The organism is Micrococcus luteus NCTC 2665, from assembly GCF_000023205.1.
Taxonomy (GTDB): Bacteria; Actinomycetota; Actinomycetes; order Actinomycetales; family Micrococcaceae; genus Micrococcus; species Micrococcus luteus.
This window is the reverse complement of sequence record NC_012803.1, coordinates 1804646-1823960: the sequence shown is the minus strand read 5'-3', so window position 1 is coordinate 1823960 and position 19315 is coordinate 1804646. Positions and strand designations below refer to the sequence as shown.

Below are 19315 nucleotides of genomic sequence, written 5' to 3'. Positions count from 1 at the left end.
GCGGCCATGGCCCTGCTCCTCGCGATCGACTCCTCCGCCGCCGCCTCCGTCGCCGTCCTGCGGGACGGTGAGGAGCTCGCGCGCTGGGCCACGGACGACACCCACGCCCACGCCGAGGTGCTCGCCCCCGCGGTGCAGGCCGTGCTCGGCGAGGCCGGCGTCATCGGCACCGCGCTGGACGCGCTCGCGGTCGGCGTCGGCCCCGGGCCCTTCACGGGACTGCGCGCGGGCCTGGCGACGGCGGCCGCCCTCGGCCTGGCGTGGGACGTGCCCGTGCACGGGGTCCGCAGCCTCGACGCGCTCGCCCACGAGGCCGGCGTCGACGCCTTCCGCCACGGGATCGAGGAGTTCGTGGTCGCCACGGACGCCCGCCGCCGCGAGGTGTACTGGGCCCACTACGCGCAGGTCGGCGGGCAGCCGACCCTGCTGCACGGTCCCTTCGTCTCGCCCGCGGACGAGGTCACCCCGCTGCCCGTCTACGGCGCGGGGGCCGGGCTCTACCCGGAGGCGCTGCGCGCGGTGCCGGACTGGGAGACGGCCACGCCGTCCGCCGTCGGGGTGGGGCAGGTGGCCGAGCTCGCCCTGCGGCGCGGCCGCGGCCTCGTGCCCGCCGAGCCGCTCTACCTGCGCGAATCCGACGCCAAGGTCCCCGGCCCCCGCAAGCGGGCGGGCGCGTGAGCCCGGCCGAGCAGGCCCCGGCCGGCGACGGGCGCCCCGCCGAGGACGGGCACGGGCTGCCGCCCGGGTACCTGCTGCGCCCCATGACCGTGTGGGACGTCCCCGAGGTGCTCGCCCACGAGGCCACGCTCTTCCCGCTCGACGCCTGGCCCGCGCACTTCTACGAGGAGGAGCTCGCCCAGACCGGCCCCGCCGGCGGGCGGGACGCGCACGGCCGCCCGCCCACCCGGGACTACCGCGTGGTCGTCCGCGACGCGGCCGCGCCCGGCTCCGCGGACGACGACGGCCCCGCCCCCGGCGCGATCGTCGGCTACGGCGGGATCATGGTGGTCGGCGACGTCGCCGACGTGCAGACCGTGGGCACGGTCGCGGCGGCGCAGGGGCGGGGGATCGGGGCGGCCCAGCTGCGCTGGATGGCCGCGGAGGCCACGGCGCGCGGTGCGAGCGCCCTCATGCTCGAGGTCCGGGCCTCCAACGCCGTCGCCCGGCGACTCTACGCGCGCCACGGATTCGAGGAGCTGCACGTGCGTCGCCGCTACTACCCGGGCGGCGAGGACGCCGTGATCATGCGCAAGGCCCTGTGACCGGGCCGCTCACTAGACTGGAGCCCATGCCCACCGCCACCGCAGCCCCCCTCGTCCTCGGCATCGAGTCCTCCTGCGACGAGACCGGCGTCGGCATCGTCCGCGGCACCGCCCTGCTGGCCCACGAGGTCGCCTCCTCCGTGGAGGAGCACGTGCGCTTCGGCGGCGTGATCCCGGAGATCGCCGCCCGCGCCCACCTCGAGGCCCTCGTGCCCACGATCCGCCGCGCCCTGGACACCGCCGACGTCACCCTCGCGGACCTCGACGCGATCGCCGTCACCTCCGGCCCGGGTCTGGCGGGCGCGCTCATGGTGGGGGTCGCGGGGGCGAAGGCGCTCGCCACGGCCCTCGGCACGCCCCTTTACGGCATCAACCACCTCGTGGCGCACGTGGGCGTGGGCATGCTGGACGGCGTGCGGCCCGCGCAGTGGGACGACCTGCCCGCGGACCTGGGCGCGCTGCTCGTCTCCGGCGGGCACACCGAGATCCTGCGCGTGGGCCGGATCAGCTCCGAGGTCGAGCTGCTGGGCTCGACCATCGACGACGCGGCCGGCGAGGCGTACGACAAGGTCGCCCGCCTCATCGGGGCGGGCTACCCCGGGGGCCCCGTGATCGACCGGCTCGCCGCCGAGGGCGATCCGAGGGCCTTCCGCTTCCCGCGCGGGCTCACCGCGGGCAAGTTCGTCGGCAGCGCCGAGGAGCCCGGCCCGCATCGGCATGACTGGTCTTTCTCCGGGCTGAAGACCGCCGTCTCCCGGGCCGTGGAGCAGTTCGAGGCACGCGGCCTCGAGGTGCCGCGCGCGGACATCGCCGCCTCCTTCCAGGAGGCCGTCGCGGACGTGATCACCGCCAAGGCCGTCCGCGCCTGCCGCGAGCACGGGCTCACCCACCTGATGCTCGGCGGCGGCGTCGCGGCGAACTCGCGACTGCGCGCCCTGCTCGCCGACCGGTGCCGCTCCGCCGGCATCGAGCTGACCGTCCCGCCCGTGAACCTGTGCACCGACAACGGGGCGATGGTCGCCGCGCTCGGCGCGCGCCTGGTGCGCGACGGCGTCGCCCCCTCCGACGCGTGGTTCGGCGCGGACCCGGGACAGCCGGTCGAGGTCGTCAGCGTCTGAGCGCGCCCGGTCTCTTGCCGCGACGCCCACGCGTTCCGTAGACAGGGCCCATGACCGGCCATGAGCACCCCCGCCCCGAGTCTACCTCCGCCGCCGTGGACGAGCAGATGCTGGAGGACTTCCTCAATCAGCACCTGCTCGGCTCCCGCTCCGGTGTGAAGGCGTTCCGCGCCGCCGAGCAGACCTGGGCCGGCACCCCGCAGGAGGCCGCGCTGCGCCGCCTCGGCGACGCCGTCCAGGACGACCAGGACCGCCTCGAGGCGCTCATCGGCGAACTGGGCCTCCGCACCCCGCTGGTGGACCGGGCCGCCGGCGCGGCGGCCGAGGTCGGCGGACGTCTCAACCCCGTGAACGCGCTGCGCACGCGCGGCTCCGGCTGGACGCAGATCGAACTGGACCTGCTGCAGGGCATGCTCCAGGCCAAGTCCGCGATGTGGCACGTCCTCGAACAGCTCGCGCCGCACCTGCCGGCGGTCGACGCCGCCGAGATGCACGCTCTGCGCCAGAGGACCGCCGACCAGCAGCGCGAGATCCAGCGCATCACCTCCGCCACCCTCGAGGGACAGTTCCTCAACGGCTGAGGCCCGGGCTACTCCTCGCCCGTCTGATGCTCCCCGGACCGGCCGCCGTGCACCTCGGCAGGCAGCTCGTCCACCGGGGCGACGACGACGTCCTGCAGCTTCCAGTCCAGGGCGGCGATCGCGTCCCGCAGCGCGCAGCAGCGGCCCACCGTCACGTCCGCCCCCTCGTGCGGCACCACGAACATCTCCACGTGGAACACGTGGCCCTCATCCCGGACGCGGGCGCCCGCATGGCGCACCCACGGCTCCGCCCAGGCGACCCGCTCGGCACGGTCGATGAGCGGGTGCGGCCGGGCGCCGTCGATCGTGGCGGCGGGGCGGTCTGCCAGGTTCGTGACGGCCTCCTTGAGGTTCTTCCAGCCGTCATGCACGATGCTCACGCCCACGAAGATCGCCGCAGCGGAGTCCGCCCACCACCAGCCCAGGCCGATGCCGGCCACGCCGACGATGGTGGCCACGCCCGTCTGCCAGTCCGCCTTGTTCATGTCCGCGTCCGCGTACAGCACGCGGTCGTGGAGCTGCTCGGCCAGCTTGAGCTTCTTGTGGCCGAGGATCATGGGCCCGGGCACGGACAGGGCCATTACCGCCATCATGAACCAGCCCTGCCACACGGTGTGCCCGAACAGGTCGAACGTGCCGATGGGCGGGTGCTCCGCCGTCACCAGGCCCAGGATGGAGTCGCCGACGAGGACCACGCCCATCACGGACAGGGCGACGGCGGCCACGAGGTGCCCCACCCCGACGGACCGGTGAGAGCCGTAGGGCCGGGCCCGCGTCGGGGCCATGCGGGCCACGCGCAGGGCGACGAGGAACGCGATCGGCGGGATCAGGGAGAGCAGGTCCTCGATCCACGCGGCCCGCATGGCCTGCGAGGAGCCCATCACGATCGCCACGAGGACGATCGTGACCACGAGCACCCCCAGCGTCACCCATTCGAGCCGCTTGGCCTGCTGGACCACGCGCTCGATCTCCGGGGGCAGCTCCGTGGCGCCGAAGCGGCGCCCGCTCGGCCCCGTCTCCCGGGTGTCCTGCCGCGTCATCGGGAAGCCTCCGCTCCGTGCTGGTCGAAGTACGTCTCGAGGGCCGTGAGCATCTGATTCTCACCCAGGGGCACCGCCATCACGAGCTTCACCGGCTCGCCGTCCGGGCCCTGCGCCTCGGCGTAGTCACGGGTCATGCTCGCGTGCGACGTCCACGGGGACGCCGAGGTCAGGCCGCCGGCCACCAGGTCCACGTCGCCCTTCTCCAGCGCGGTCATGAGCGCCTCCTCCCCGGCCACGGTCCACTCGACGCGTGCGTCGTGCGCCGCGGCGAAGCCGCGGATCAGGTCGGGCTCGGGGCCGACGGGCTCGGCGCCCGAGGCGTCCACGTGGGGCGGGTGGTGCACGACGCCGGCGCGCAGCACCCCGCCCGTGACGCGGTCCAGGGTGCCGTCCGGGTCGGCGGGATAGCCGGAGGAGGTGCAGGCGGTGAACCCGAGGGCGGCGCCCCCGAGCAGGCCCGCCAGGGCGGCCCGGCGGGTGATGGTCATCGTCCTCATTCCGTGGGCGAGTGCGAGCGGTGCCCGGCGTTGCCGAGGCCTTCGGCGCCGTCGAGGTGGTCGAGCACGAGGCGGACCGCCTCCCGGGCGTCGGTGGTCTCGGACCAGCCGGTCGCGGCGCGCAGGGCCGTGGTGTCCATGATGGGCACCGCCGCCGCCATGTCCACCCACCCCGGGTCGGTGGGCTGCAGCCGTGCCCGGTAGGTCAGCGCCGCGGCCGCTCGGAACAGGCCCACGGGCAGCTCCAGGATGCGGCGCGCCCCGAGGACGGTGCCCATGGTGTGTGCGTCCAGCACGGGTTCGGCGGCCACGTTGAAGGCCCCGCCCGCCCGATGGGCGATCACGCGCCAGTACGCGTCCGCCACGTCCTGGGCCGTGAGCGCCTGGAATCGCAGGCCCCGGGGGAACGGCAGCACCGGAGTGCGCAGGCGGGCGACCAGCCGGGCGGGGATGAGGTCGCCCAGGAAGTAGTCCTTGATCTCGGGCCCGGCGGCGGACTGGAAGATCAGCCCGGGGCGCAGCCGGGTCACGAGCACCTCGGGGTGCTCGGCCTGCACGCGGTCGAGGATCGACTCGACCTCGGCCTTCTGCGCGGCGTAGTGCGAGGTGGGGACCCCGGTGGTGGGGTGGGACTCGGACACGGCGCGGCCCTTCGGCCCGGGCCCGTACGCGCCCACCGAGGACGCGTAGACCAGGTGGGGCACGCCCGCCTCGGCCACGGCCCGGAACACCCGCTCGTTGCCGGCCACGTTGACGGCGCGCAGGTGGTCGCGGTCGCGGTTGGGGCGGATCACCCACACCAGGTCGACGACGGCGTCGGCGCCGGCGACGATCTGGCGCAACCGCCCCGCCGCCGTGGGCTCCGCGACGTCCAGGCGGTGCCACTCGACGCCGTCGTAGGGCGCCCCGGCCCGGTCCGGGCCGCGCCGGCTCACGCCCACGATCGAGCTCGCCTCGGCCGCGGCCTGGAGGCGGTGCAGGACGGCGGTGCCGACGTTGCCCGTCGCGCCCAGGACGACGATCCTCACGGCTTCAGGACCACCTTGATGCAGCCGTCCTCCTTCTTCTGGAACGTCTCGTAGAGCGCGGGCGCGTCCTCGAGCGGGGCGGTGTGCGTGGCCAGGTCGAGCACGCCGAGGGGGTCGGACGGGTCGTCGAGCAGGGGCAGCAGGTCGTCCACCCAGCGACGGACGTTGCACTGGCCCATCGTCAGGGTGACCTGCTTGTCGAACAGGGTGAGCATCGGCATCGGGTCCTTCATGCCGCCGTAGACCCCGGAGAGCGACACCGTGCCGCCGCGCCGGACCGCGTCGATCGCGGTGTGGAGGGCGCTCAGGCGGTCGACGCCGGCGGTCTTCATGGCCGCCCGGCCGAGCGCGTCGGGCAGCAGGCCCACGGCGGTGTGGGCCGCGTGCCCGACCGGGGAGGCGTGCGCCTCCATGCCGACCGCGTCCAGGACCGCGTCCGGGCCGCGGCCGCCGGTGCGCTCGCGGAGCACCTCGGCCTCACCGCCGTCGGCGTCCAGGACCTCGATGCCGTGCCGGGCCGCCATCGCGCGGCGCTCGGGGACCGGGTCGACACCGATCACCCGGTACCCCAGGTGCACGCCGATGCGCGCCGCCAGCTGGCCGATGGGGCCGAGGCCGAGCACCGCGAGCGTGCCGCCGTCGGGGACGTTCGCGTACTGGACCCCCTGCCAGGCGGTGGGGACGACGTCCGAGAGGAACAGCCACTGCTCATCCGGGCCGGTGTGCGGCACCTTCACGGGGCCGTAGTCCGCGTGGGGCACGCGCAGCAGCTCGGCCTGCCCGCCGGGGACGGAGCCGTAGAGCCGGGAGTAGCCGAAGAGGGCGGCGCCGGAGCCCTGCTCCCGCACCTGGGTGACCTCGGACCCGACCTCGCGGACGATGCCCATCGGCTCGTGACCGATCACGTCCCCCGCGTCCATGAACGGCCCCAGGACCTCGTACAGATGCAGGTCCGACCCGCAGATGCCGGTCGAAGTGACCTCGATGATCGCGTCCGTCGGCTCCTGGATCCGCGGATCCGGGACGTCCTCGACGGCGACGTTGCGCTTTCCCTGCCATGTGAGTGCTCGCATGGCGTGACCGTAGACGCGCCGGGCGGGGCGGCGGAAGCCTGCAGGGGCGGCGGGGCCGCCACCTCGCCGGGGGAACGGCCGCTCAGCCGGTGCGGCCGTCCAGCGACGCGCGGGTGCGGGCGGCGGCGTCCAGCACGACCGCGCGCAACGGGGCCACCGCGTCGTCCGCGTCCTCGCCCTCGGCCGGCGGGCCGGCCAGGGCCTGTGCCTCCACGCGACGCTGACGCGCGGCGCCGCCGTCGTCGATCATCGCCTGGACGCCGGCGAGCTCTGCCTCGCAGCCCAGCCGCTCGGCGACCGGGGTCAGTCGCTCGATCTCCGCCGGCAGGTGCTCCGCCAGCGGAACCTGGGTGCCCCGGGCGTCCACGATCACGGTGGCGTCCATGCCGTACCGGGCGGCGCGCCACTTGTTCTCCTGCGCGTGCCACGGCGGCAGGACCTCGACCGTCTCACCGCGCTCCAGGCTCGCGGACAGATCGTCCACGAGGCACTGCGTGTAGGCGGTCACGGCGGCGATCTCCTCGAGCGTGGCCAGGCCGTCACACGCGCGCATCTCCACCGTGCCCAGGCGGGGCACGGCCCGCACGTCCCAGCGGCACTCGGTGACGTCCGCGATCATGCCCACCTGCTCCATCTGGGCCACGCAGCGCTCGAAGTCCTCCCACTCCTGGAACTGGAACGGCAGGCCGGCCGTGGGCAGCTGCTGGAACAGGAGGGTGCGCTGGGACTGGTAGCCCGTGTCCGTGCCCGCCCAGAAGGGGGAGGAGGCCGAGAGTGCGAGCAGGTGCGGCACGCGGTTGACCAGGCCGTTCACCACCGGCATGGCCTTGGAGACGTCGTCCAGGCCCACGTGCACGTGCACGCCGAAGATCAGCAGCTGCCGACCCCAGTACTGGGTGAGATCCAGCATGCGGTCGTAGCGCTCACTGGGTGTCGAGGGCTGCGCGATCGCGTCCGCGAACGGGTGCGTGCCCTGGCAGAACAGGGAGATGCCCCGCGCCGCCGCGGCGTCGGCCACGCGCGCGGCGATCCGGCCGAGGTCCGCCGTCGCGGCGTCGACGCGCTCGTGCACGCCCGTGACGAGCTCCACCGTGTTCTGCAGGAGCTCGCTGGTCATGTGCGGGTTCACGTCGTCGTCGGCCAGGCCCTCGGCCACATGCAGGGCGCGCAGCAGGTCTGGGGCCTCGGAGCGCAGCTCGCCGGACACGGCGTCCACGAGCGCGAGCTCCCACTCGATTCCGAGAGTGGACTGCGCGGAGTCGGCGAAGGGCAGAGTCATGCCGCCCATCCTAGAAGCCCGTGCCGGGCCTGCGCCCGGTGTCCACGCTTCGGACCTAGGGTGGGGCGCATGGCCCGCCCCCGCCCCGCCTCCCGCCCGCCGCGCCCCACGGCCGCCGCCTCGGAGGCGGACGCCACCGCCCTGGCCCCCGTCCTCGAGCCGGAGGGCCGCGCGCTGCTCGACTCCCTCGCCGGGTACCGCGAGGCCGACGCGCTCGCGGTCTCCTCCCGCCTGCGTGCGGCCGGGCATCCTCCGGAGCGCGTGGCCGCCGCGCTGACCCAGGCCGCGCTGCGGTCCCGGGCGGAGGCCCGCCTCGGGCCGGAGGCGCGCCGGATGCTGTTCACGCGCGACGGCCTGGAGCAGGCCACCCGCCCGCTGGTCGCGGGCCTGCATGCGGACCGGCTGGCGGCCGCGGGGGCCCGGTGCGTCGCCGACCTCGGCTGTGGTCTCGGCCTGGACGCGCGCGCCTTCGCCGACCGGGGCCTGGACGTCGTGGCGGTGGAGCGGGACGCCGTCGTCGCCGCGGCCGCCGAGGTGAACCTCGCCGGCCACCGCGGAGCGCGCGTGGTGCACGGCGACGCCGTGGCCTGGGCCCGCGCCCACGTGCCCGCCGAGGCGGACGCGGTGTGGCTGGACCCCGCCCGCCGTCAGGTCGGCGGGGGCGGGTCCGCGCGCGTGTTCGACCCCGAGGCGTTCTCCCCGCCCCTGAGCGTCGTGACGGACATCGCCGCGACGGGCGTCCCGCTCGGTGTCAAGCTCGGCCCGGGGCTCCCGCACGAGGCCGTGCCGGCGGGCGCCGAGGCCGAGTGGGTGAGCGTCGACGGCGACGTCGTGGAGGCCGCCCTGTGGTTCAACGCGGCGGCCCGCCCCGGGGTGCGGCGGGCGGCGCGCGTCATGACCGTCCGGGGCGGGGAGACGACGACGGCGCAGCTCGTCTCCGGCGCGGACTTCGGCGACTCGCCCGAGGTCGAGGCCGTGGGGGAGGAGGGCATGGCGGGGCTCGTCGGCGCGGTCCTGCACGAGCCGGACGGCGCCGTCATCCGGGCCGGACTCGTGACGGACCTGGCCGCGTCCTGGCCCGTGCCGACGCGGCAGCTGGACCCCCACCTGGCCTACCTCGTCGCGCCCGAGCCCGTGCGGGACGGCCTGGCCCGCGCCCATCGGATCGAGGCGGTGCACGGCTTCCACCTGGCCTCCCTGCGGCGCTGGGCGAAGGAGACCGGGGTGGGTCGGCTGGACGTGAAGAAGCGGGGCATCCGCGAGACGCCCGAGGAGGTGCGTCGGGCCGTCCTCGGCGGGGCGAAGCCGTGCCGGCGTGGCGGGGCCGGACGGCACGCCACCCTCGTGCTGGCGCGCGTGGGTCGGGCGCGGTTCGCCCTCGAGGTGACGCCGTTGGACTGACGGGGCTCGGGGCCGCGGGCCCCGGGCGGTGAGACCCGTCGAACTCCCGTTGAGGGATTACGGCACCCTCGTGTACGGTATTCGACTGAGGCAAGGCTCACCTCCACGGGAGCCCGCCCACCACCCCGACTGCTCATCCCGGGGCGGCCCCGCCGCCCAGAAGGAGAACCATGCCGCGTTCCGTCCGCGCCCCCCGCCTCGCCAGTCTCGCCCTGACCTCGGTGGCGGCCCTCGCCCTCGTCGGCTGCTCCGCCGGCGGCGCGGCCACGGGCTCGTCCTCCGCGACCGCCTCCGGCGAGTCCTCGGCCTCCACGAGCGCCTCGGGCAGCTCCTCGGCCGCCTCGGGCGGCGTCGCGGCCGGCGTCACCGTCACCGACATGTCCGGCACCGAGGTCACCCTGCCGGAGGAGGTCGACTCCGTCATCGCCACGGACAACCGCACCTTCCGCACCCTGGACGACTGGGGCGTCGAGCTGTCGGCCGCGCCGAAGCAGATCATGTACAAGGGCGAGGGCGGGCCCTCCTACCTCCAGGACGACTCGGTCGCCGACATCGGCAACCACCGGGAGCCGGACATGGAGCTGTTCGTCACGGCTGAGCCGGACGTCGTGTTCAATGGCCAGCGGTTCAACGAGCGCAAGGCGGAGATCGACGAGCTGACCGGCGACGCCGCCGTCGTGGACACGAACTTCGACGTCACGCAGACCCCCATGGACGAAGGCCTGAAGAAGCTGACCACCCTGCTGGGCGAGGCCACCGGCCACGAGGCCGATGCCGAGAAGCTCATCGCCGACTTCGACGCCGCCACCCAGCGCGCCAAGGATGCCTACGACCCCGAGCAGACCGTCATGGGCCTCATCGCCTCGGGCGGAGAGCTGTCGTACGTCGCGCCCAGCACCGGTCGCGCCATCGGCCCGTTCTTCGACATGCTGGACCTGACCCCGGCCCTCGAGCAGTCGGGCACCGACAACCACCAGGGCGACGACATCTCCGTCGAGGCCATCGCGAAGTCGAACCCGGACTGGCTGATCGTCATGGACCGCGACGCCGCCATCGGCGAGGAGAACGCCACCGCCGCCGAGCTGATCGAGCGCTCCGAGGCCCTGAAGGACGTGACCGCGGTCAAGGAGGGCAACATCGTGTACCTGCCCACCGACTTCTACGTCGCCGAGGACATCCAGAACCACACCACCGTCATGGAAGACCTCGCGAAGGCATTCGAAGGCGCACAGTGATTCTCGACGTGCGTCACCACGTCGCCGACGCCCCGCCCCGGCTCGAGGAGCCGGGGCGGGGCGACCGCGTGTGCTGGGTCCCGCCCGCCGTCCTGCGGCCCGAGCGCACCCGCTGGCAGCGCACCTGGCCGCTGCTGGCCGGCATCGTGGTGACCGCGGCCCTCATCGTGGTCTCGCTGTTCGTGGGCGTGTACGACGTCGGCGCGGAGGGCGGACGCGAGATGTTCGCCATCACGCGCGTGCCGCGCACCGTCGCCCTCGTGCTGGCCGGCGCCTCGATGGCGATGTGCGGGCTGATCATGCAGCTCATGACGCAGAACCGCTTCGTGGAGCCCAGCACCACGGGCACCACCGAGTGGGCCGGTCTCGGCTTACTGGTGACCATGGTGCTCGTGCCGGGGGCGGGCCTGGTGACCCGGATGGCCGGGGCCATCCTCTTCGCCTTCATCGGCACCCTCGTGTTCTTCCTCTTCCTGCGGCGCGTGCGCCTGCAGTCCTCCCTCATCGTGCCGATCGTGGGCATCATGCTCGGCGCCGTCGTGGGCGCCGCCTCGACGTTCCTCGCCCTGCAGACGGACATGCTCCAGCAGGTCGGCGCGTGGTTCGCCGGCTCCTTCACCTCCGTGGTCCGCGGCCGGTACGAGCTGCTCTTCCTCGTGCTGATCGTGTGCGTGGCGGTCTTCGTCATCGCGGACCGCTTCACCGTGGCCGGCCTCGGCAAGGACGTCGCCACGAACGTCGGCCTCAACTACGACGCCGTGATCCTCACCGGCGTGGCCATGGTGGCCGTGGCCACCGGGGTGGTCACCGTGGTGATCGGGGCCCTCCCGTTCCTGGGGCTCGTGGTCCCCAACCTCGTGTCCATGGTCCGCGGCGACAACCTGCGGACGAACCTGCCCTGGGTGGTCATGGTCGGCGTGTGGATCGTGATCGTCTGCGACCTGATCGGGCGGACCGTGATCGCCCCGTTCGAGGTGCCCATCTCGCTGATCCTGGGCCTCGTGGGCGCGATCGTGTTCCTCGCCCTGCTGCTGAGGCAGGCCAAGCATGGCTGAGCCGCTCGCGACCGCCCCGGGTCGCCTCCCCGCCCCGCTCGGCGGCGCCACCGCGGCCGGGCCCGTCGACGCCGACGCCCCGCGCCGGTCCGGCGTGTTCGTCACCGCCGCCGACCGCCGGAGGTATGCGGTCGTCGTCGCGGTGCTGGCCGCCGTCGCCGTGCTCTCCACCGCCGGGGTCCTGCTGTGGGGCAACGAGGCCGAACCCGGTTCGCGCGCGTTCTGGATGATCGCGCGGATGCGCGTGGAGTCCCTGGGCGTGATCGGCATCGTGGCGCTGTGCCACTCCTTCGCGACCGTCAGCTTCCACACGGTGACGGGCAACCGCATCATCACGCCCTCGATCATGGGGTTCGAGGCGCTCTACACCGCCGTGTCGACCGCCGCCGTGTACGTGCTGGGAGCCGCCGGCGTCGCGGTGCTGACCGGGGTGGGGCCGTTCCTCGCCCAGGCCGCACTCATGGTGGCGCTCGCGACGGCCCTGTACTCGTGGCTGCTCTCCCGGCCCTACGGCAACGTCCATCTGATGCTGCTCGTGGGCGTGGTGCTGGGCGGCGGGCTGGCCGCGCTGAGCACGTTCATGCAGCGACTGCTGGACCCGAACTCGTTCGACCTGCTGAGCGCGCGGCTCTTCGGCAACATCTCCAATGCCCGGACCGAGTACGTGGCGATCGCCGCGCCCATCGCCGTCGTCGTGTGCGCGCTGCTGTGGCTGCGCTCCCGCCGCCTGAACACGGTGGCGCTCGGCGCCGACGCCGCGACCAACCTGGGCCTGCATCACCGACGCGAGCTCATGGTGACGCTGCTGCTGGTCTCCGTGCTGATGGCCATGACCACCGCGCTCGTGGGCCCGATGACGTTCCTCGGCTTCCTCGTGGCGACGCTGGCGTACAGCCTCGTCGACACCCACGACCACCGGTTCATCCTCCCGGTGGCGGCGCTGGCCGGGTACGCGGTGCTCACGAGCGCCTACTTCGTGCTGCGGCACGTCTTCTACGCGGGGGGTGCGGTCACGGTGGTCATCGAGCTGATCGGCGGCATCACCTTCCTGATCGTCGTGATGAGAAAGGGACGTCTGTGATCGAGCTGCGCGGCGTGGTGAAGCGCCACAGCGACGAGGTGTGCATCGGACCCGTGGACCTGGACATCCAGGCCGGGGGAGTGACCGCGCTCGTGGGGCCCAACGGGGCCGGCAAGTCCACGCTGCTGACGATGATCGGCCGGCTGCAGGACGCCGACGCCGGGACGATCGCCGTGGGCGGGCACGACATCACCACGACGCCGTCCCGGAAGATCGCGCAGACCCTGTCCATCCTGCGGCAGGAGAACCACTTCGTGACGCGGCTGACCGTGCGACAGCTCGTGGGGTTCGGGCGCTACCCGTACACGCGCGGGCGGCTGACCCTGGAAGATGAGCGGCACGTGTCCGACGCGATCGACTTCCTCAACCTCGGCCCGTTCGAGAACCGCTACCTCGACCAGCTCTCGGGCGGCCAGCGGCAGCGCGCGTACGTGGCGATGGTGCTGGCGCAGAACACCGAGTACGTGCTGCTGGACGAGCCGCTGAACAACCTGGACATGCAGCACTCGGCGCAGATGATGCAGCAGCTGCGTCGGGCCGCCGACGAGCTGGGCCGGACCGTGGTGATCGTGCTGCACGACATCAACTTCGCCGCCCACTACGCCGACCGGATCGTGGCCATGGGGGACGGCCAGGTGGTGGAGACCGGCACCCCGGCCGAGATCCTGCGCCCTGAGGTGCTGGAGCGGATCTTCAAGACCCCCTGCAGCGTGGTGGACGGACCGCACGGGCCGCTGGCCGTGTACTACTGAGCGGGGCGACGGTGAGGCCGGCCCGGGCGGGGGCCAGCTCGGTCCGGGCGGGGGCCGGGTGCCCGGCCGGCGCGAGCGTTCCGTGGGCAGAACCCGCCGGGTCTCGCCTTCCGGGGGCAGGACCCGCGTGTTTCCAGGTTCCGTGGGCAGAAGCACCCTCGCTTCTGCCCACGGAATCCCTGCGCATGGACGGCAGGGCCATACGCGACGGCGACGTCAGGCATCCCAGCCGTTCGAGACCTGTGCCCGTCGTCTGAGGACGGCCTCGATCACCCGCGCGTATCCCTCGCCGACGTCCCGGCCTGTGACGTGCAGGGTCATCTGCCCACGCTCCGCGTAGTACTGGTCTCGCCGGGCGTCCCGGGCGTGTTGCTCGGCACTCCGGTGCAACTCGCCGTCGTACTGGAGGACGAGCCGGCAGTCCTCGAACCACAGATCGGCCTCGGGGGCGTCCCGCCGCCCGGGGTCGAGCACGTGCTGCAGCGTCGGCTCGCCCAGCCCCGCCTCGACGAGCGCCAGCCTCAGCCGGGTCTCCTGCGGTGAGTCGGCACCCACCCGTACGCGCTCGAGCGCCGCCGTCGCCTGCGGTCTTCCGACGAACCGCCCGAGCGGCCGCATCGCCTCGTGCAGCGCGGTGACCGTGGTGACGGGAGGCCGCCGGCCGCTCGGGGACCAGGGGTGACGGACCAGGTGGTCACCCGCCGACACGAGGGATGCCTCGTCCCAGGGGTGGCCGATCGAGCACAGATCGAGCCAGGTCCGTTCCGGCGTCGTCACCCGTAGCCCGAGCACGGAGGTGACGTGGCCGGCGGGCAGGGGTCTGCGGTGCTCCATGACGCCGGGGATCCGCGCCCGTGCGGTGCCGCGGTGCAACGTGATCTCGACGGCGGCGCGTCGCGTGGCCCCGCCCGGGGGAAGCGGGAGTCCGTGGAGGTGCGCCGCCGTCTCATGGGAGAGAACGGCGTCGGAACGGGACCGCAGGAGGGCGGTCAGCAGGTCGAGGCCGACCCCGTGGTGCGGCGGCGGGAGCCCGGCCGACTCCCAGGTGCGCAGCGGCATGTCACGGCGACGGTGGATGCCGCGGGCGAGGCGGAGGACGTCGGACCGCCGCACCCGGCTGGGCGGCAGACCGCGTTCGAGCACGTCGCGGGTGGTGAAGACGGGGACGAGGGGGAGGTCGGGGGCGAAGGGCATGGGTCGACCCTGACGCGGTCGGTCCGACGGCGGCCGGGCGGGCCGTGTGTCTGTGCACACCGGCGCGGGGTGGGCCGGCTGTGCAGGACTCGGCGGCGGCCGGTTGTCCCGCCGGGACGACGTCGTCATGGCTCGGTGGGCAGAACTGCGAGGAGTTCCGCCCACGCAACATCCGTGGGCAGAAGAGAGGGCGCTTCTGCCCACGGAGATCCAAAACCTGCGGATGCTGCCCACGCGATGGGCGGGGGTGCGGTTTCTGCCCACGGAGGGTGGCGAGGGGGGAGTGGGGGGAGTGGGGGAGGGACAGGATCCCGGCCGCAGTCGTGACCACACCGTGTGCTCCCGGGCCCGGAACCCGCCCCGCCCGCCGCCCCACGGCATCCCACCACACCGCGCCCCACGCCTCCGCCCACGGCGGACGGCGGGGACACGGCTGGCACTCATGTTGAAGGAGTGCCAGAACCCGGAGTAGAGTCAGGGCTGGCACTCGGGGGTACCGGGTGCCAATGCCCGAGGTGGACCGTCCGGCACCGCGACGACGGAGGGTCTGACGCCCGTGGCGCACCCGCAGACCACAGCATCAGCGGACCGGCGAGCCCGCCGGAGCCGCACGTCGACGAAGAAGGAGTGTGCAGCATGTCTGTCTCCATCAAGCCCCTCGAGGATCGCATCGTTGTCCGCCCCCTGGAGGCCGAGCAGACCACCGCGTCGGGCCTCGTGATCCCGGACACCGCCAAGGAGAAGCCGCAGGAGGGCCAGGTCGTGGCCGTGGGCCCGGGCCGGGTCGCCGAGAACGGCAACCGCGTGCCGGTCGACGTCGCCGAGGGTGACGTGGTGCTGTACTCCAAGTACGGCGGCACCGAGGTCAAAGTCGGCGGCGAGGAGTACCTGGTGCTCTCCGCCCGCGACGTGCTGGCCGTCGTCACCAAGTGACCCCGCCGCGACGGGCCCGGTGAGCGGCGCGCACCGCACCGGTGCGCGCGCCCCGGGCCCCTCGCGTCCCCGCACCCCCTGACTCCCTGAACGAAAGGAGCGTCCGTCATGGCCAAGCAGCTGGCTTTCAACGACGACGCACGCCGCGCCCTCCAGGCCGGCATCGACAAGCTCGCCGACACCGTCAAGGTCACCCTCGGCCCCAAGGGCCGCAATGTGGTGCTCGACAAGGCGTGGGGCGCCCCCACCATCACCAACGACGGCGTCACGATCGCCCGTGAGGTGGAGCTGGAGGACCCGTACGAGAACATGGGCGCCCAGCTCGCCAAGGAGGTCGCCACCAAGACCAACGACATCGCGGGCGACGGCACCACCACCGCCACCGTGCTGGCCCAGGCGCTCGTGAACGAGGGCATGCGCCAGGTCGCCGCCGGCGCCGCGCCGGGCGAGGTCAAGAGGGGCATCGAGGTGGCCGTGGCCGCCGTCGAGCAGCGCCTGCAGGAGAACGCCCGCCCGGTCGAGGGCCAGGAGGTGGCCCACGTGGCCGCCATCTCGGCCCAGAACGACGAGGTCGGCGAGCTGCTGGCCCGCGCGTTCGACACGGTCGGCACCGACGGCGTCATCACCATCGAGGAGTCCTCCACGACCTCCACCGAGCTGGACGTCACCGAGGGCATGCAGTTCGACAAGGGCTTCCTGTCCCCGTACATGGTCACCGACGCCGAGCGTCAGGAGGCCGTGCTCGAGGACGCCTACGTCCTGATCAACTCGGGCAAGATCTCCAACGTGCAGGAGCTGCTGCCCCTGCTGGAGAAGGTCCTGCAGGCCAACAAGCCGCTGTTCGTGATCGCCGAGGACATCGAGGGCGAGGCCCTGTCCACCCTCGTGGTCAACAAGATCCGCGGCACCCTGAACGTCGTGGCCGTCAAGGCCCCGGGCTTCGGCGACCGCCGCAAGGCCATGATGCAGGACATCGCGATCCTCACCGGCGCCCAGGTCGTCTCCCCGGACCTCGGCATGAAGCTCGAGCAGGCCGACCTGGACGTGCTCGGCTCCGCCCGCCGCATCACCGTCACCAAGGACGAGACCACCATCGTCGACGGCGGCGGTGCGCCCGAGGACGTCGAGGCCCGGATCGCCCAGATCAAGGCCGAGGCCGCCGCGACCGACTCCGACTGGGACCGCGAGAAGCTCCAGGAGCGCCTCGCCAAGCTCTCCGGCGGCATCGGCGTGATCCGCGTGGGCGCCGCCACCGAGGTGGAGCTCAAGGAGCGCAAGCACCGCATCGAGGACGCCGTGTCCTCGACCCGCGCCGCCCTCGAGGAGGGCATCGTGGCTGGCGGCGGCACCGCGCTCATCAACGCGCTGACCGTGCTCGACACCGACGACGACGTCCAGGCCCTGACCGGTGACGCCGCCGTGGGCGTGGACATCGTCCGCAAGGCCCTGAAGCAGCCGCTGCGCTGGATCGCCCAGAACGCGGGCGAGGACGGCTACGTGGTGGTCTCCAAGGTCGCCGAGCTGGAGCCGAACCACGGCTTCAACGCGAAGACCGGCGTCTACGGCGACCTGATCGCCGACGGCGTGATCGACCCGGTCAAGGTGACGCGCTCCGCGCTGGCCAACGCCACCTCCATCGCGGCCCTCGTGCTGACCACCGAGACCCTCGTGGCGGACAAGCCCGCCGACGAGGACGAGGCCGGCCACCAGCACTGACCCCTGCGTCGGCCCTGACGCGGCCGGCCGACGACGACGGCCCCTCGCCCGCCCGGGTGAGGGGCCGTCGTCGTCCGGGCTGGAGACGCCGGCCGTCCGGGGTGCCCTCTATGGTGTGCCCATGGACACACCCACGCCGCCCCGTCCCACCGGGTCCCACACGACCCGGACCCCGGCCACGGCTGCGCCGCTTCGTCCGCGAGTTCTCCTATCCGCACGGCATCCACCCGGCCCTCGTGCCGGGCGTGTCCGTGGAGGACCGCCGGGTGCGCTACGGCGTGGACCGGGTGATCCTCGCCGTCGTCGGCCTGCTGGTGGTCGGCTTCGTGGTGTGGGGCGTGCTGCAGCCGGACGCCGTGCTGGCCGTCTCGAGCGCGGCCCTCGACTGGGTGATGGTCCACGCCGGCTGGCTGTTCGCCCTGCTGGCCATCGGGATGGTGGTGTTCCTGCTGGCCCTGGCGTTCTCCCGGTACGGCGAGATCCCGCTGGGCCTGGACGGGGAGAAGCCGGAGTACTCCACGGCGAGCTGGTCAGCCATGCTCTTCGCGGCCGGCATCGGCATCGGCATCATCTTCTTCGGCCCGTACGAGCCGCTGACCTACTACCTGGCCCCGCGCCCGGGGGCGTACGAGGCGGCGAGCGAGGAGGCGGTGACGGGCGCGCTGGCCCAGGCCGCGCTGCACTGGGGCGTGAACGCGTGGGCGATCTACGCGATCGTCGGCCTGTCGGTCGGCTACGTGTCCTACCGCCGGGGCCGGGTGCCGCTGATGAGCTCGATCATCGCGCCGCTGTTCGGCGACTCCCAGCGCAGCGACTCCGTCGGGGCGCGCCTGATCGACGGGCTCGCGATCATCGCCACACTGTTCGGCACGGCGGCCTCGCTGGGCATCGGCGCCCTCCAGATCGGCCGAGGCGTGGAGATCGTCTCGGGCTGGTCGGCGCCGGGGAACACGGTGGCGCTGGGGATCATCGTGGTGCTCACGATCGGCACCATCTTCTCGGCGGTGTCCGGTGTGGCCCGCGGCATCCGGTGGCTGTCCAACATCAACATGCTGCTCGCCCTCGGCCTCGCGCTGTTCTTCTTCGTCGTCGGCCCGACGGCGTTCCTGCTGAACATCGTGCCCGGCGTCCTGATGGACTACGTCTCCTCCGCCCCGGACGCCCTCGGCGCCTCGATGGCCGAGGGGGAGGACATGCAGGAGTTCCTCTCCAGCTGGACGATCTTCTACTGGGCGTGGTGGGTCAGCTGGGCCCCGTTCGTGGGCGTGTTCATGGCGAAGATCTCGAAGGGCCGGACCATCCGCCAGTACGTCCTCGGCGCCCTGTTCATCCCGGCCGCGGTGATCGTCGGCGCGTTCACGATCATCGGCGGCACCACCATCTGGCTGCAGCGGACGCAGGGCTCCGTGGCGCCGGACGGCACGGCCGCGTCGCTGCCCGCGCCGGCGGAGATCTTCTGGGTGGTCCTGGACCAGCTGCCCGGCGGCGGGCTGGTGGCCCCGGTCGTGATCGTCATGCTGGCGGTCTTCTTCATCACGACGGCGGACTCCGCCTCGATCGTGAACTCGCAGCTCTCGCAGCGCGGCGCCCCGGCCCCGCGCCGCACGATCACGGTGTTCTGGGCGCTGTGCATGGCGGGCATCGCCGTCGTGATGCTGCTGACCGGCGGCGACACCGCGCTCACCGGCCTGCAGAACCTCATCACCATCACGGCGCTGCCGTTCACCGTGGTGCTCGTCCTCATGGCGGTCGCGCTCCAGCGCGAACTGGCCAACGACCCCTTCGCGATCCGTGACCGGTACCAGCGGGCCGCCGTCGAGAAGGCGACGGTGCGGGGCCTGGTGGAGTACGGGGACGACTTCGCGTTCACGGTGGAGCGCACCCCGCCGGGCAGCTGGTACGCGGCCGGCGAGGGGTTCGACTCCACCGCCGCGGAGATCACCGACTGGTACCGCCGTACGGACGAGGACGGGAACCCGGTGGAGTACGACTACGTGCTGGGCGAGTATCTGGACGACGGGGACGGCGCGGACGGGCCCGCCGGAGCGGGCCCGTCCGCTCGGTGAC

18 protein-coding genes are annotated in these 19315 nt (G+C 73.3%); 12 read left to right on the top strand and 6 right to left on the bottom strand.

Going from position 1 to position 19315, the window contains the following annotated elements; translation table 11 throughout:
* The first annotated feature begins 6 nt into the window (after positions 1–6).
* The 4 genes from tsaB to MLUT_RS19830 are packed head-to-tail and all read left to right on the top strand — an operon-like array spanning position 7 to position 2961.
* Positions 7–678, top strand: coding sequence for a tRNA (adenosine(37)-N6)-threonylcarbamoyltransferase complex dimerization subunit type 1 TsaB (gene tsaB / locus MLUT_RS19845; protein ID WP_010080421.1), 672 nt, complete (start codon positions 7–9; stop codon positions 676–678).
* Complete coding sequence (locus MLUT_RS19840; protein ID WP_010080422.1) at positions 675–1262, top strand: GNAT family N-acetyltransferase; 588 nt, start codon at positions 675–677, stop codon at positions 1260–1262. The genes tsaB and MLUT_RS19840 overlap by 4 nt, the downstream gene beginning before the upstream one ends.
* Before the next feature lie 26 nt (positions 1263–1288).
* On the top strand, positions 1289–2380 hold the full coding sequence (gene tsaD / locus MLUT_RS19835) for a tRNA (adenosine(37)-N6)-threonylcarbamoyltransferase complex transferase subunit TsaD (RefSeq protein WP_010080423.1): 1092 nt from the start codon (positions 1289–1291) through the stop codon (positions 2378–2380).
* Positions 2381–2430: 50 nt separating this feature from the next.
* On the top strand, positions 2431–2961 hold the full coding sequence (locus MLUT_RS19830) for a hypothetical protein (RefSeq protein WP_010080424.1): 531 nt from the start codon (positions 2431–2433) through the stop codon (positions 2959–2961).
* Between the two features lie 8 nt (positions 2962–2969).
* On the opposite strand, the gene MLUT_RS19825 is transcribed toward MLUT_RS19830, so the two are convergent.
* From MLUT_RS19825 to MLUT_RS19805, 5 genes are all read right to left on the bottom strand, one after another.
* Positions 2970–4001, bottom strand: a complete 1032-nt coding sequence (locus MLUT_RS19825) for a cation diffusion facilitator family transporter (RefSeq protein WP_010080425.1) — start codon at positions 3999–4001, stop codon at positions 2970–2972.
* Positions 3998–4492: a transglycosylase SLT domain-containing protein gene (locus MLUT_RS19820; protein ID WP_010080426.1), complete on the bottom strand. Its 495-nt coding sequence runs from the start codon at positions 4490–4492 to the stop codon at positions 3998–4000. Before MLUT_RS19820 ends, MLUT_RS19825 begins: the two co-directional genes overlap by 4 nt.
* A gap of 5 nt (positions 4493–4497) precedes the next feature.
* Positions 4498–5529 (bottom strand): NAD-dependent epimerase/dehydratase family protein, encoded by a 1032-nt coding sequence (locus tag MLUT_RS19815; protein WP_010080427.1) that lies wholly within the window; start codon positions 5527–5529, stop codon positions 4498–4500.
* Positions 5526–6602 (bottom strand): zinc-binding dehydrogenase, encoded by a 1077-nt coding sequence (locus tag MLUT_RS19810; RefSeq protein ID WP_010080428.1) that lies wholly within the window; start codon positions 6600–6602, stop codon positions 5526–5528. Before MLUT_RS19810 ends, MLUT_RS19815 begins: the two co-directional genes overlap by 4 nt.
* An 82-nt stretch (positions 6603–6684) precedes the next feature.
* Complete coding sequence (locus MLUT_RS19805; protein ID WP_012751033.1) at positions 6685–7881, bottom strand: glutamate--cysteine ligase; 1197 nt, start codon at positions 7879–7881, stop codon at positions 6685–6687.
* 69 nt (positions 7882–7950) lie between these two features.
* Here MLUT_RS19805 and MLUT_RS19800 point away from each other — a divergent pair, with 69 nt between their 5' ends.
* From MLUT_RS19800 to MLUT_RS19780, 5 genes are all read left to right on the top strand, one after another.
* Positions 7951–9282 carry a class I SAM-dependent methyltransferase gene (locus MLUT_RS19800; RefSeq protein ID WP_010080429.1) on the top strand — a complete coding sequence of 444 codons (1332 nt, stop codon included), beginning with the start codon at positions 7951–7953 and terminating at the stop codon, positions 9280–9282.
* A gap of 170 nt (positions 9283–9452) precedes the next feature.
* On the top strand, positions 9453–10517 hold the full coding sequence (locus tag MLUT_RS19795) for a siderophore ABC transporter substrate-binding protein (protein WP_010080430.1): 1065 nt from the start codon (positions 9453–9455) through the stop codon (positions 10515–10517).
* Positions 10514–11572 carry an ABC transporter permease gene (locus MLUT_RS19790; protein ID WP_010080431.1) on the top strand — a complete coding sequence of 353 codons (1059 nt, stop codon included), beginning with the start codon at positions 10514–10516 and terminating at the stop codon, positions 11570–11572. Before MLUT_RS19795 ends, MLUT_RS19790 begins: the two co-directional genes overlap by 4 nt.
* Complete coding sequence (locus MLUT_RS19785; protein ID WP_010080432.1) at positions 11565–12653, top strand: iron chelate uptake ABC transporter family permease subunit; 1089 nt, start codon at positions 11565–11567, stop codon at positions 12651–12653. The genes MLUT_RS19790 and MLUT_RS19785 overlap by 8 nt, the downstream gene beginning before the upstream one ends.
* Entirely contained in the window at positions 12650–13405 is a 756-nt protein-coding gene (locus tag MLUT_RS19780; RefSeq protein WP_010080433.1) for an iron ABC transporter ATP-binding protein, read from the top strand. Before MLUT_RS19785 ends, MLUT_RS19780 begins: the two co-directional genes overlap by 4 nt.
* Before the next feature lie 216 nt (positions 13406–13621).
* On the opposite strand, the gene MLUT_RS19775 is transcribed toward MLUT_RS19780, so the two are convergent.
* Positions 13622–14599, bottom strand: a complete 978-nt coding sequence (locus MLUT_RS19775) for a hypothetical protein (RefSeq protein ID WP_010080434.1) — start codon at positions 14597–14599, stop codon at positions 13622–13624.
* 636 nt (positions 14600–15235) lie between these two features.
* Here MLUT_RS19775 and groES point away from each other — a divergent pair.
* From groES to MLUT_RS19760, 3 genes are all read left to right on the top strand, one after another.
* Positions 15236–15532, top strand: coding sequence for a co-chaperone GroES (groES, locus tag MLUT_RS19770; RefSeq protein ID WP_002857590.1), 297 nt, complete (start codon positions 15236–15238; stop codon positions 15530–15532).
* A gap of 108 nt (positions 15533–15640) precedes the next feature.
* The gene (gene groL, locus MLUT_RS19765; RefSeq protein WP_012751032.1) at positions 15641–17248 is read left to right on the top strand and encodes a chaperonin GroEL; all 1608 of its coding nucleotides are present in this window, start codon (positions 15641–15643) and stop codon (positions 17246–17248) included.
* A gap of 110 nt (positions 17249–17358) precedes the next feature.
* Positions 17359–19314, top strand: a complete 1956-nt coding sequence (locus tag MLUT_RS19760; protein ID WP_012751031.1) for a BCCT family transporter — start codon at positions 17359–17361, stop codon at positions 19312–19314.
* Position 19315 lies beyond the last annotated feature (1 nt).